The following is a 12,331-nucleotide window of genomic DNA, read 5'->3' as shown; positions in this document are numbered from 1 at the left end:
TCGGGTGGTCATTCCCAGCGGATGACAGCGCTGCGCAGCTTGAGGGCCAGCCAGTACAGGACCAACCCCACGACCGCGAGGATGACGACGACGGCGAACATCAAGTCTGCGTTGACGTTGACTGTCGCGTTCTGGAGCAACGTGCCGATGCCGGGAATGCCGGTGAGGAGTTCAGTGAAGACGGCGGAAAGGAGGCCGAAGCTGATGGCATTGGGTACGACTGCGAAGGTCCAGATCGCGACCATGGGTAGCCGGATGGTTCGCATGACTTCCGTCTTGCCGGCCCCGAGCAGTTTTGCGTTGTCGATCATGGCCTGCTGGATGGTCAAACCACCCTCGTAGGCGTTGAAGAAGCCCAGGAAGAACACCGTCATCGCGACCGAGATCACCGCGGCACCCAACGAGGGCCCGACGACGATGACGATGATGGGGATGAGGGCGACTCGCGGTACCGAATTGAGCAGAACGATGAACGGTTGCAGGACGTCGTTGACCTTGGGGCTGTTGCTCAGCACCAGACCCGCAGCCGCGCCGAGCACCAATCCGATGGTCGCGCCGACGACGGTGCTGAACAATGTCGAGTACAGGTACGACCACAGTGAAGCGCCGGGAATGTTGCCGGCGCCGAGATCCCACACCGTCTGCGCTACGGCCGTCGGTGAGCTGATGAAAAAGGGATCCAGCCACTTCGCGGTTCCGGAGATTCCATCGATCTGCGGGATGAACTCCCAGGCGAGCAAGAAGGCGATCACACACGCCACTTGAATGAGGTGCTGGGTCACCGACCACGGAATGCCCGTTCGTCGCGGAGACTGAGGTGCGGGTTCTGTGAGGATCGCGTTCTCTGCGAGTTGCGTCGACATCGTCACACCCCTGCCTTCGTGGACTGCCGGCGAAAGTCGTTCCAGATGTCGCCGTACATCTCGAGGAAGCGCGGATCGGACCGAACTTCGAGGAGGTCCCGTTCGGCGCCGAAGGGTGTGTGGAACTCCTTGACGATGGTCGAGGGGCTCGAGCTGAGCAGGAGAATCCGATCGGACAAGCTGACCGCCTCACCCAGATCGTGCGTGACGAGTACCGCGGTGATGTTGAATGTGCGGATGAGCTGGTAAACGTCCTGGTGAACGGCAATTCGGGAGGGTTCGTCCAGCGCGGAGAACGGCTCGTCCAGCAGCAACAGCGACGGTAGCGGAGCGACAGCGGTGAGGACCGCAACGCGCCGGCGCATTCCCCCGGACAACTGGGAGGGATAGGAGTCGGCGAACTTCTCCAGGCCGACCATGGACAGCAACTCCATGATTCTGTCGCGCCTCTTCGAGGCTCGCTCACCCTGGAAGCGGTAGAACAGTCTGACGTTCTCGGCGACCTTCAGCCAGGGCAGCAAGGTGTCTTCCTGGAACACCATCGAGCACGTGTGGCGGCCGGCTTCGGGTTCACGTCGTTCCAGTACGCCACCGGTCGGCTCGCGCAAGCCCGCGAGAATGCGAAGCAGAGTCGATTTTCCGCAACCGCTGGGGCCGACGATGCTCACGATCTCGCCGGGCTTGATCCCGGTGGTGAAGTTGCCGACGGCCTGCAGACCTGTGGGGTAGCGGTAGCTCAATCCCTCAGCTTTCAGTACATCGCCCGGCGATATTTCCCGCCGGTCCGGCTGTGTCGAGCCCGCGGGCGGGCTGCCTTTGAGTTTGGCCAACAAAGTGGTTCTCCTTTCGGAACAGACGCGACGACGCCCGCGCCTGTGCTGCTGTGGTGCTGTGGATCGGCAGTCAGAGGTGACTTGTCCGCCGCAGCCGGGTCGTGAACCTCGGATCGCCAGGGAAGTCTTCGGTCGGTTCCCTGTTTGGAACATCGACGAGGGTGCGACCTGGCAGGCGAGGTCGGTCATCGCGCCGGCCGTCCATTTGAACGACGTGCATGTTCATGCGACCTGGGCTGGGTGAGCCGAACATGTCGTGTCGTCCTCCGTCGGTATGCGTTCCTCGCGCTGCTATACGACTGTGACATGTGCCACTAGCGGGGGCTATCACATAAGACGGCAACTTTCCGGCCCCCAACTCGCGGTAACCGTGAGGGTCGGCGGTTGAGGGGTTTGCCGGGGGAAGGCTCGACCTTTCGGCGACAACATGCGTCGAACTGCGGCACTCGACCGCTTCACGGTTGGTGTGAGGCCGGCCTCTCGAAGATGTCGCATCCCGTGATACCAAGTGACCGGCATCACATGCAAGGTTGGCCGGAGTGGGGGATCACATCATTCGAGGAAGGCCTACGCAACATGCTCCGAAGTAACGCTGAACGAGGTACCGATCCAGGGGTCACCTCGGCTGAAGTTTCCACCAGCAGCCGGGGCCGGAGGTCCGGCTTGCGGATAGGCCTGACCTCGGTCGCAGCAGGCCTTGCCGTTGCCCTTTTTGCCGCCGGATGCAGCTCGTCCGCGGAGTCGGACGAGGCCGGTTCGTCCTCGCAGCCGACCTTGAAGGTGGTTACGGGGTCGCCCGCTGTGGGGCACGGCCTGTATTACGTCGCGAAGAACGAGGGCCTGTTCGAGAAGAACGGGCTCAACGTCGAGCAGGTTTCGGGCGGCGCCAGCAACGCCTCGGCTCTGCTGGTGTCGGGCCGGGCGGATGTGTGGGTAGGCGCGACACCTGTTGCCCTGCCGCTGGCGGCGCAGGGAAAGCACGTCTCCGTGGTCTTCGGCAGCAGCACGGCCGGCCTGACCGGAAGTACCTTGATCGGGGCGAATGGGATGACGCTCGACGCGTTGAAAGACAAAGGCTCGGATTGTCGGATTGCAACGACTTCGCCGGGAACGACTCTCTACGGTTGGCTCGTCGAAGTGACCAAATCTGTTGGCCTCAAATGTGATTACGCCGTCATGGACAATCTGCCGGCACTCACGGCTTCGGTCACCAACGGCTCGGCGGATGCCGCTGTTACTCTCGCCGACCAGGCATGGATGGTGACCGAGAAGGGTCAGGCCGTCATGCTGATCAACCCTCTCGCCATGACAGCCGAGGAGCGCGACGATCTTGTTCCGATGAAGCCTTTCCCGCTGGGCGCCATGCTGGGAATAAGGGAAGATCTCAGTGGGAAGTCCGAGGCGGTTGCCCGCTATACGAAAGCTCTGCGCGACGCAGCCGAAATCGTGCACAACTCAACCCCTGAGCAACTGGCCGAGATCCTCAAGCGTGATCCGGACTTCGCGAGCGGCGATGCCGAGAGCATGGCTGTCGCATGGGCGGATCTGAAGACCCGTACGCCGTCGGGCCCGGCGGCCGGTCAGATCACGGAAGCAGACTGGCAGGAGGCTGTCGAAGGCATCAAGGGCTGGGGTCTGACGGGGTTCTCATCCGACGATCCGAAGCTTGCCTACTCCGAAGTGGTCGACATGACATATCTCAACGGTGCTTCATGAGTTCGCGCTCGACCACGTTTGAAATGGATTATGTGCCATACGAATCTGGACGGGTAGCGGAATTCACGGACCTCGAGGACATGCGCACGGCCGCCCTGTCTGCTTGGTCCGACGATGTGAGTGCCGTAATCGAAGACGGTGCGGGCGCCGGTCGGGCCATAGCGGCAAATCGGGCAGCCCATGAGCGGTGGGCACTGCGCTCTCGGGTGCTCGTCGACGTCAGCGAAATCGATACCACAACAGAAATTCTCGGTAGATCGGTGTCGTCGCCTGTGCTCGTAGCCCCCTCGGGTGGGCACACCCTGGTCCACCCGGGCGGCGAGGTGGCTACTGCTCGAGGGGTTCGTGACGCCGACAGCATCATGGTGCTGAGTTCGGCCACTGGGAGGACTCTGCCCGATGTTCGGGCAGTCGGAGGAAGGACCTGGTTTCAGCTGTATTTCGGCACGGATCGTGACCTTGTACAGCGGGTCGTATCCCTTGCCGCCGAACAGGGTTGCGAGGCACTGTGCCTGACCGCGGACATGCCGGTGCCTCCACTGCACCACGATGGTATGCGGCGCGGTATGGCGAGTATCGCCGGTCGTGATCGCCTCTACCTTCCGCAACCGGGCGGGTCCGACCTTCCGCACGACCCGCGGCTCACCTGGTCCGATCTGGACTGGCTCCGCGAGGTGAGCGACCTGCCGCTCGTGCTCAAGGGGATCATGCATCCCGACGACGCGATCCGTGCGGCCGAGTGTGGTGTCGACGCCATCGTGGTGTCCAACCACGGTGGTCGGGCTCTGGACACCGCGTGGGGCACGCTCGACGCTCTGCCGGAGATCGTCGACGCGCTGTCCGGATATCCCACCGAGGTCTACGTGGACGGGGGATTCCGGCACGGCCGCGAGGTGGCGGTGGCGCTCTCCCTCGGTGCCCGGGCAGTGTTTGTGGGTCGCCCCGCGCTCTGGGCGCTCACGCTCGACGGCGCGCACGGGGTCACCGATCTCCTCGAATTGCTCCGTCGTCAATTGGCTCGAACCATGGCGATGATCGGCGCAACTTCGATCGCCGATCTGGACACCAGTCGAATTCGCCGTATAGCGGACTGAGTCTTTGCTGGGTCGGAACCCCATGGTCACGCCATGGGGTTCCGGTTCGAATCGGTAACTGTCCATCTGGACAGTGAGCCGACCGGCGTCTACACTTCTGGAGAAACTGGCCAAGTGGACAGCGAGGAGTTACCGCGATGACCATCTCCGAAGAGGGCTCGGCCCGGCAGGCGCCCCGCTACGGGGAGGGGCGCACCGCCCTCCTGGCTGCGGCGGTGCGTGTGGTTGCCGAGCAGGGCCTGCGGAAATTGACGTATCGGGCGGTGGCGCGTGAGGCCGGTGTCGCGCACGGGCTGGTGGCGCATCACTTCGGGTCCCGCGATGCGTTGCTCGAGGCGGCGCTGCAGTTCTCCGTAAACAACAGTGTGACCTCGATCAGCACCCGTCCGGGAAGTGGTGACCTCGACGCCGTCTTCGCCGGATTGGCGACGATGGTGGAAAGTAATCCCGAAGACCTCGCCTTCCAATATGAGCTGATCCTCGAATCTCGGCGCCGGCCGGAGTTGCGCCCCTACGTCGAGGCGATCTACCGGGCGTACGTCGACCGGCTGCAGTTCGAACTCGAGTGCGCCGGGATGGACCCCGACCCGGCGTTGAGTCACCTCATCTACGTGGCCGCAGACGGTCTGGTGTTCCATCAGATCACCCTCGGTCCCCCCGAGCTGACCGAGAGCGCCCTCGCCCATCTGCGGGAATTGCTCCGGCAGAACAGTTCCGGACGAAACGTGTCGCCCTCCTCGTCGGAACCGGCGACGCAGTTGTGCGCCGGCATCGAGGACCGAGTCAGCTATGGGTGAGATTGTCGAACGCCGGGATCAATCACTCGATCTCGACACGTTCCGGGAGTCGGTGACCGACAGTTTCGTCCCCTTGGAGACGTCGATCGCTCCCGATACCGATTTCGAGGGCTATATCCATGGCACCTCCCTCGGTCAGGTCCAGGTTGCCGAGGTTGTCGCCTCGGCGCACACGGTGCGCCGCACCCCGAGGACGATCCGCGCGAGCGATCCGGGTTTCTACAAGGTGGGTTTGCAGGTCCGCGGCTACTGCGTGCTGACGCAGGACGACCGCGAGGCGGCGTTGACCCCGGGTGACTTCGCGATCTACGACACAACGAGGCCCTACCAACTCTCGTTCGATGATCGGTTCCGGATGCTGGTCATGATGTTCCCGCGCGAGCTGCTGCGGATTCCCCCTGCCGGGATAGCGGAGCTCACGGCGCGGCGGATCTCCGGCCGTCAGGGCATTGGTGCCCTGGTCGCGCCGTTCGTCAAGGACCTGGGGGAGCGGGTCTTCGATACCGAGCCCGCGGTGGCGGTGCATCTCAACAACGCGGTCCTCGACGTGCTGGCCGCGGCGTTCGCCGAGCAACTGCAGATCACGGACAGTCTGTCGCTCGAATCGCGGCAAACGGCCCTCCGCGTCCGGGTCGGCACGTTCATCGAGGAGCATCTGACGGATCCGGGTCTCGATACGGCGATGGTCGCTGCCGCGCATCATATTTCGGTGCGGCATCTGCAGAAGATCTTCGAGGCGGACGGCACTCCTGTCGGCGGGTGGATCCGGGAGCGACGGCTCGAACAGTGCCGGCGCGACCTCGTCGATCCGCGAAACTGCCATGTCCCGGTGGCCGCCGTCGGAGCGCGCTGGGGGTTCTCCGACCCGGCGCACTTCTCGCGGTTGTTCAAGACCCGCTTCGGAGTAACCGCCGGCCGCTATCGGACTGCCGGCGGTACTCTCGATCGACCTGTCGACTGAAAGCTCTACTCGGCCATCTGCGGAACCGGGGTGGTGACGACGGGGGCGACGTTCCGCCGGGGTTGGGCAGCCATGATCAGTGCCAGCGACAGGACCAGTCCCGCGGCGCTGACCGCGATCAACGTTCCGTATCCGCCTGCGCTCTCGACGAGGCGTCCTCCCATGAACGGGCCGATCGCGAAGCCGCCGCCGATTGCGATGTTGGCCAGGTTCACCAGCCGTCCCGACCGGTCCAGTCCGGACAGGGTGGACATGATGTACGGGAGAATGAACGTCCAGGTTAACTTGAAAAGTAGTGCTGCAATGGTGAATCGGAGCAGTCCCGGCATTCCGGCGAGCAGACCGACCGACAGGGTCATCGCCACATACCCGACGAGGAGGTTGGTTCTCGTGCTCGGCCGGGCGCCCAGGACGGTGGCCAGTGCAGAACCGGCGATACCCAGGACGGTGGCGATCGACAGGATCGCACTCGAGGTTTCGGTGCCGATGGTGGATGCAGCGGCGACACCGCCGACGAACGTCCAGATTCCGCTGAGGCTCACGTAGAAGGCGAGCACCGCGACGAGCCCGAATGCGGCGCGCAACACGTAGTTGCGTGTCGGCCCGGTCTCTTGTCCGCCGGCATGGCCGGCCGTGACGTTACGCTCCGGCAGGAATCGTGTGAGCGGCAGAACGAGGATCATCAGCACGGCGAGGGTCCAGTACACGATGCCGATTCCGAAGTTGTCGAAGAAGTGCGGAAGCACCGCCAATCCGATCGCCCCGAAGGACAATTGCCCCATCACCCATAGTCCGTACACGCGGTTGCGATCTCGGGTCTGGGCGGCGAGCGACATGCACAGGACCATCAGTGACCCGCCCGCGAGGGAGGTCAGAAAGCGCACGGCGAGCAGGGTGCCGTAGTCGTCGATGTACGCGGAGCTGATGTTGCCGGCGATGAAGATCACGCCGAAAATCGTGGACATCGTCCTGATGTTGAATTTCTTCATCCACCACAGTGCGGGGATCGAGGCGAAGCTCATCGCACCGAGTTCGGCCGAGAACAAGTCACCCGTCTGTGAGGGATTCAGTCCCAGCTGAAGTTGGAGCTGACTGGCCACGGCGGGGGCCATCAGCAGGAGCATGCCGACAACGGAGGAGAAGAGAACGATCAGTGCCACGCGTCCTGTGGAGTTGGGATCGGTGCTGTCGAATGGAGTGCGTCGACCGTCGAGAGTGTGGGGCATCGGGTGGTCCTTCGTGAGTGGGGAAAGTCCAGGCTTAGTGCAGTCCGAGCTGGGTGAGGACGGTGAGCTGGTCCCAGTACCGCCGGGTCGACGAGATCCGGCCGTTCTCGACCCGGTGGATGTCGCAGAAGGGAACCGACAGTGTGCGACCGGTGGGGCGGATGTCCTCTCCGTCCGGGGTCGTGAGGGGGCCGGTGTGGGTGCCGACCGCAACGAACTCGGTGACGACCAGCCCGTCACCCCCGGCGAAGGTGAGCTTCTCGCACGTTCCGTCGCGGAACGGCCCGTCCCAGTGCCGGTAGTTGTCCGCCATCCCGTCGTGACCGGCGTGGACCTCTCCGGTGGGCAGATTCGTCCAGGTCGCATCGGGGGTGAACGAATCGACCCAGGCTGCGATGTCTCGGGTGTTCCACGCCTCGTACAAGGCTGCGACGGTGTCGAAATCAGGGTTGGACACGGTGAGTCCTCCAGGGTTGGTCAACAGTCGGAAGGGGTGTACTGCGCTCAGGGCCGATGCAGATCGGCGGCGGTCGATGCGTCCGCGTCGAAGACGGTGCGCCCCTCGAAGAGGGTCCGCAGCACCTGCGTGGATCCGACCTGCTCGGGCGGGACCTCGAAGATGTTGCGGTCGAGCACGATCAGGTCGGCGGACTTCCCGGCGGTGATCGTGCCCTGCACGTGATCACGGCCGACGACCTTTGCACCGCCGAGGGTCATCAGATGCACGGCGGTGGTGAGACCGACGGTCTCGTCACCGCGTTGCAGCATGCCCTGCAGGGCCGGGAACAGATTCGGATTCGGGGTGATGATCCAGTCCGAGCCGACGGTCATCGTGGCACCCGAGTCGAGGATGGTGCGGAACTTGAACGCATCGTCGTGCCCGGGAATATCGAGATGCCAGATTGCGGGCGACATCTCGGCGATCACGTCGAGTTGACCGAATCGCTTGTAGTCGTCGTCGTGGATGAACGGGCAGTGCGCGATCTCGTGGGCCGGGCCGCGTGTGCCGTTGGTCCGGCGAACGTTCTCGAAGGCGTCGAGTGCGGCGCGCACGGAACCCGCACCGGCGCAGTGGATTTTCACCGACAACCCGGCCGCGTCGAATCCGCGCAGCACCTCGGTGAGTTGATCTTCGTCGACGAGAATGTTGGTGGGGTCGACGCTGCCGTGCGCGTCGAGGTCCGCCTGGGTCATGTGCGGCGGTAAGGGTGACCCGTCGAGCCAGATCTTGATGCGTCCGGTGTCCAGGTGTTCACTGGCGAATGCCGCTCGTTCGGCGATGGTGCGGTCGAGTTCGGCGGTATCGGCCATCCCGAAACCCTCCTCCTTCCAGACCAGGTGCGCGGCGACGTGCAGGTTCAGTGCGCCGTCCCGGTCGAGGTCCCGGTAGGCCGCGAGCGCCTGCGGGGACGCGGAGGCCTCCTGCACGGACGTGATGCCGTACTGATGGCACACCGACGCTGCCCAGCCGACGGCGTCACGGTAGATGCCGGCACGGTAATCGGACATGGCGCGCATCACGGGCCAGCGGGCCTGCTCGACGAGTTCCCCGGTCAGCTCGTTCGTCCCTTCCCGGCGGACCAGCCGGCCACCGGGTGGGTCCACCGAGTCGGCGGAGAGCCCGGCGAGGTCAAGTGCGGTGGTGTTGGCCAGGGCGTGGTGAATGGTGTAGTCGTACAGGAAGACCGGCTGATCGGGGAACGCCTCATCGAGGAATTTGCGGTCCAGTTCTCCCGCGGCGAAGTCGGCGGGCACGAACTCGCCGCCGACGATCCAGGGCTGCACGTCCTCGTCGACGAGTTCAGCGCATCTGCAGTGACTGAGGTCGTGCACGATCTCCTGCGGGGAGCCGCCCGGTGTCAGACGGGCCTCGTAGCGAAACTTCAACCCGCTGAACAGCAGATGGGTGTGGGCATCGTGCAGTCCGGGCATCGCCATGCGACCGTCGAGGTCGACGAACTCGGTACCCTCCGGGGCCGCGGCACGGACGTCGTCGTCGGACCCGACGACCGTGAAGATGCCGTCGTCGATCAGAACGGCCTGCACCCAGGGTGCGGCCGGGTCGACGGTGTAGATGCGGCCATTGAGCAACGCGGTTGGCATCGGTTCTTCCTTCCGTTCTGGAGTGGTGTCGTGGGCGATGAGGCGGGACACTTGCACCACGCGGCGTCACGTAAGCGATTCCGGCTGAGCGTGGGTGCGAGCGACCATTCGGTTCTTGCCGTCACGGGGCGGCGCTGGTGAAGTCGAGCGTTCCGACCGCCGAACGGGCGAGATAGCCGAAGTCCGAGACCAGAGTGGTCCCGTTGATCGGGGCGCTGACCGGGGACGCGAGGAACATTGCGTGTAGAGCGATCTGATGCGCCGACACGACTGGCAGGTTCGTTCCAGCGAAGCCTTCCGAGTGGCCAAGGTCGGCCCGGGACATCGGGGTGTCGACGATGCCCGGGCACAAGGCGTTGACTCGCACCGACGGATGGTCGACAGATAGTGATCTGGTCAGCATCAGCACGGCTCCCTTGGAGGTGCTGTATGGCGTCATGCCCTCAAAGGCGGCTAACGCGGCATCGGAGGCCAGGAACACAACGGTGCCGATGTCGCTGTTCTGCAAGTGCGGGATCGCGTGTTTTGCGATGAGAAAATTTCCGCGGACATTGACGGCCATCACCCGATCCCACTCCTCGATGCTCACTTCGGTGGCTCGCGTTCCGACGGGACCGGATATGCCGGCGCAGCCGAGGACCGCATCGAGGCGCCCGAATTTGTCGAGTACGTAGTCGACCGCTCGTTCGACGTCGGATTCGTTGGTGATGTCAGCATGGCCGAAGTCGGCCGTGGCGCCGTGGTTTCGATGCGTGTCGGCGACCACTTGTCCGTCCGGGGATCGGTCGACGATGAGCACGTGGGCACCCTCGGCTGTCAGCGCGTCCACACAGGCTCGGCCGATGCCGGATGCGCCTCCGGTCACCAACACCACTCGTTCGCGCAGTTGCAAGTTCATCGGGATGTTCCTTCTCCGGGGGTGTACGGACCGTCAGATCGTGGTCATGGCGAGGGAGAATCGTGGGTCGAGGGCGACGGTGCCTACGTCGACCGCGCTGTGCCCGCCGTCCACGGGCAGCACCGCGGCGTTGACGTAGGAGGCGGCGGGGGAGAGCAGCCAGGCGATGGTGGCGGCGACTTCGGCAGCGTGCGCGGGCCGCGGCAGCGGGACGAGTGCGGAGGCGAGGCGATAGGCCTGCTCCGCGTCGAGGCCGCGTTCGCCGCCGAGTTCGGCCATTTCCTCGTCGGCCATCTCGGTGCGGGTCCAACCGGGGCAGACGACGTTGGCGCGTACTCCTCGCGGCCCGTAGTCGACGGCGACCGACTGCAGCAGCATGTTCAGTCCCGCCTTCGTGGCGTTGTAGCCGGGGGTTCCGCCCGAGGCACGCAGCCCGCTGACCGAGGACACCCCGACCACCGCCCCGCCGTTCCGGACCAGGTGCGGCAGGGCGGTGTGCAGCAGACGGTAGGGCGCGGTGAGGTTCGTCTCGACCATCGCCGCCCAATCGCTGTCGGACAATTCGCCGACCGGGCCGGGCCGGACGGTTCCGGCGTTGAGGACCAGTCCGTCCATGCGCCCGAAGCGGGTGACGGTGCTCTCGACGAGGCGGGCTACCGCGGCCGCGTCGGTGGTGTCGGCGACGATCGGATGTGCCCCGGTGGCGTCGGCCACCCGCGCGAGCGCGTCCGCACGCCGTCCGCAGATCACCACCGACCAGCCGGCGGCAGTGAGCGCCTGCGCGGTGGCTGCACCGATCCCGCTCCCGCCGCCGGTGACTATGGCGACTGCGCCGGACGCATCCCGGTCAGCGAGCGTGGCCTGCGGTTCGTTATCCGCTGTATTCGTCATGGTGAGGGTCCTTCTGCGTGCCGACGGCATTGGTGCGGTCGAAGTGGACCGCGAGCGAAGAGAAGCCAAATATCCAGATGGATAGTTGTGATCGGTGGCACAAATATGCCCCGGTGCTGTACAACTAGTCAAGTGGATAGATGAAAACAATCCTGGAGGACACCGATGACCGCTGTTGCGTCCACACCGGGTCGGAGTTCGCCAATGTATGGCGAGGGCCGGCAGGCGCTGCTCGCCGCCGCCGTCCACGTCGTCGCCGACCAGGGCCTGCGAAAACTGACCTACCGCGCCGTCGCTCGCGAGGCGAACGTCACGCACGGCCTGGTCGCCCACCACTTCGGGAGCAGGGACGCCCTGCTCGAGGCCGCCTTGCAGTACTCCGTCGAAAACAGCGTCACCTCGATCAGCACCCGGCCGGGCACCGGGGACCTCGACGCGCTCTTCGCCGGACTGATCGGGATGGTCGTCGCCAACCCCGACGAGCAGGCCTTCCAGTACGAACTGATCCTCGAATCGCGGCGGCGTCCCGAACTGCGTCCGCACGTCGAGTCGCTGTACGGCACCTATCGGCAGGCCCTGCGCGAAGAGTTGGCGCACGGCGGAATCGACTGCGACGAGGCGATGGCCCAACTGTTCATCGCGGCCGCCGACGGACTGATCTTTCAGCAGGTCACTCTCGACCGCCCCGAACTCAACGAGGCCGCGCTCGCGCATCTTCGCCGGTTTCTGCGCTCACTTGCCGAGTGAGGTGGGCGACGCGTGAACTCCCAAATATACTTTGCTGAAACGGAATTCGACTTTCGTGCCGCGCGACCCGTCGGCCGCGACCGCTGTCGATTGACTCGGCGCCACCGAAGGTATGCGGGATTAGTCAATGTTTGTACGGTTTCGGGCAATGCGGTTCCGCGAATCCCGGAGCAGAGTGAGACTCACGTCACGTGGCCTGGTC

General features: G+C 64.7%; 12 protein-coding genes. 5 read left to right on the top strand and 7 right to left on the bottom strand.

Going from position 1 to position 12,331, the window contains the following annotated elements; genetic code table 11:
* Positions 1–8: 8 nt before the first annotated feature.
* Positions 9–752 (bottom strand): ABC transporter permease, encoded by a 744-nt coding sequence (locus JWS13_RS19500; RefSeq protein ID WP_206007077.1) that lies wholly within the window; start codon positions 750–752, stop codon positions 9–11.
* A 113-nt stretch (positions 753–865) separates the two neighbouring features.
* The gene (locus JWS13_RS19495) at positions 866–1,849 is read right to left on the bottom strand and encodes an ABC transporter ATP-binding protein (protein WP_420855051.1); all 984 of its coding nucleotides are present in this window, start codon (positions 1,847–1,849) and stop codon (positions 866–868) included.
* Positions 1,850–2,359: 510 nt separating this feature from the next.
* Here JWS13_RS19495 and JWS13_RS19490 point away from each other — a divergent pair.
* The 4 genes from JWS13_RS19490 (at position 2,360) to JWS13_RS19475 (ending at position 6,264) form a co-directional block, all read left to right on the top strand.
* Positions 2,360–3,412: an ABC transporter substrate-binding protein gene (locus JWS13_RS19490; protein ID WP_206007075.1), complete on the top strand. Its 1,053-nt coding sequence runs from the start codon at positions 2,360–2,362 to the stop codon at positions 3,410–3,412.
* Positions 3,409–4,506: an alpha-hydroxy acid oxidase gene (locus tag JWS13_RS19485; protein WP_338050666.1), complete on the top strand. Its 1,098-nt coding sequence runs from the start codon at positions 3,409–3,411 to the stop codon at positions 4,504–4,506. The genes JWS13_RS19490 and JWS13_RS19485 overlap by 4 nt, the downstream gene beginning before the upstream one ends.
* Positions 4,507–4,643: 137 nt before the next feature.
* On the top strand, positions 4,644–5,303 hold the full coding sequence (locus JWS13_RS19480) for a TetR/AcrR family transcriptional regulator (protein WP_206007073.1): 660 nt from the start codon (positions 4,644–4,646) through the stop codon (positions 5,301–5,303).
* Positions 5,296–6,264 (top strand): AraC-like ligand-binding domain-containing protein, encoded by a 969-nt coding sequence (locus tag JWS13_RS19475; protein ID WP_206007072.1) that lies wholly within the window; start codon positions 5,296–5,298, stop codon positions 6,262–6,264. Before JWS13_RS19480 ends, JWS13_RS19475 begins: the two co-directional genes overlap by 8 nt.
* Before the next feature lie 5 nt (positions 6,265–6,269).
* Here JWS13_RS19475 and JWS13_RS19470 read toward each other — a convergent pair whose 3' ends face one another.
* The 5 genes from JWS13_RS19470 to JWS13_RS19450 form a co-directional block, all read right to left on the bottom strand.
* Complete coding sequence (locus JWS13_RS19470; RefSeq protein WP_206007071.1) at positions 6,270–7,490, bottom strand: MFS transporter; 1,221 nt, start codon at positions 7,488–7,490, stop codon at positions 6,270–6,272.
* 34 nt (positions 7,491–7,524) lie between these two features.
* Positions 7,525–7,947, bottom strand: a complete 423-nt coding sequence (locus JWS13_RS19465; RefSeq protein ID WP_206007070.1) for an ester cyclase — start codon at positions 7,945–7,947, stop codon at positions 7,525–7,527.
* Between the two features lie 47 nt (positions 7,948–7,994).
* Positions 7,995–9,593 carry an amidohydrolase gene (locus JWS13_RS19460; RefSeq protein WP_241032245.1) on the bottom strand — a complete coding sequence of 533 codons (1,599 nt, stop codon included), beginning with the start codon at positions 9,591–9,593 and terminating at the stop codon, positions 7,995–7,997.
* 121 nt (positions 9,594–9,714) lie between these two features.
* A complete protein-coding gene (locus JWS13_RS19455; protein ID WP_241032244.1) occupies positions 9,715–10,491 on the bottom strand; it encodes an SDR family NAD(P)-dependent oxidoreductase in 777 nt (258 codons plus the stop codon).
* Between the two features lie 33 nt (positions 10,492–10,524).
* On the bottom strand, positions 10,525–11,382 hold the full coding sequence (locus JWS13_RS19450; protein ID WP_206007069.1) for an SDR family NAD(P)-dependent oxidoreductase: 858 nt from the start codon (positions 11,380–11,382) through the stop codon (positions 10,525–10,527).
* Positions 11,383–11,586: 204 nt separating this feature from the next.
* Between JWS13_RS19450 and JWS13_RS19445 the strand changes: the two genes are divergently transcribed.
* Positions 11,587–12,129: a TetR/AcrR family transcriptional regulator gene (locus tag JWS13_RS19445; RefSeq protein WP_241032243.1), complete on the top strand. Its 543-nt coding sequence runs from the start codon at positions 11,587–11,589 to the stop codon at positions 12,127–12,129.
* Positions 12,130–12,331: the final 202 nt, after the last annotated feature.

The organism is Rhodococcus pseudokoreensis (assembly GCF_017068395.1).
Taxonomy (GTDB): Bacteria; Actinomycetota; Actinomycetes; order Mycobacteriales; family Mycobacteriaceae; genus Rhodococcus_F; species Rhodococcus_F pseudokoreensis.
The sequence above is the reverse complement of the archived record's forward strand: the minus strand, read 5'-3'. Positions and strand labels throughout refer to the sequence as shown.

Bases quoted from the DNA above. Each gene is read 5' to 3' on its own strand.
- JWS13_RS19445 (WP_241032243.1), top strand. From the start codon at position 11,587: ATGTATGGCGAGGGCCGGCAGGCGCTGCTCGCCGCCGCCGTCCACGTC.
- JWS13_RS19475 (WP_206007072.1), top strand. From the start codon at position 5,296: ATGGGTGAGATTGTCGAACGCCGGGATCAATCACTCGATCTCGACACG.
- JWS13_RS19455 (WP_241032244.1), bottom strand. From the start codon at position 10,491: ATGAACTTGCAACTGCGCGAACGAGTGGTGTTGGTGACCGGAGGCGCA.
- JWS13_RS19495 (WP_420855051.1), bottom strand. From the start codon at position 1,849: ATGTTCCAAACAGGGAACCGACCGAAGACTTCCCTGGCGATCCGAGGT.
- JWS13_RS19485 (WP_338050666.1), top strand. From the start codon at position 3,409: ATGAGTTCGCGCTCGACCACGTTTGAAATGGATTATGTGCCATACGAA.
- JWS13_RS19460 (WP_241032245.1), bottom strand. From the start codon at position 9,593: ATGCCAACCGCGTTGCTCAATGGCCGCATCTACACCGTCGACCCGGCC.
- JWS13_RS19450 (WP_206007069.1), bottom strand. From the start codon at position 11,382: ATGACGAATACAGCGGATAACGAACCGCAGGCCACGCTCGCTGACCGG.
- JWS13_RS19470 (WP_206007071.1), bottom strand. From the start codon at position 7,490: ATGCCCCACACTCTCGACGGTCGACGCACTCCATTCGACAGCACCGAT.
- JWS13_RS19480 (WP_206007073.1), top strand. From the start codon at position 4,644: ATGACCATCTCCGAAGAGGGCTCGGCCCGGCAGGCGCCCCGCTACGGG.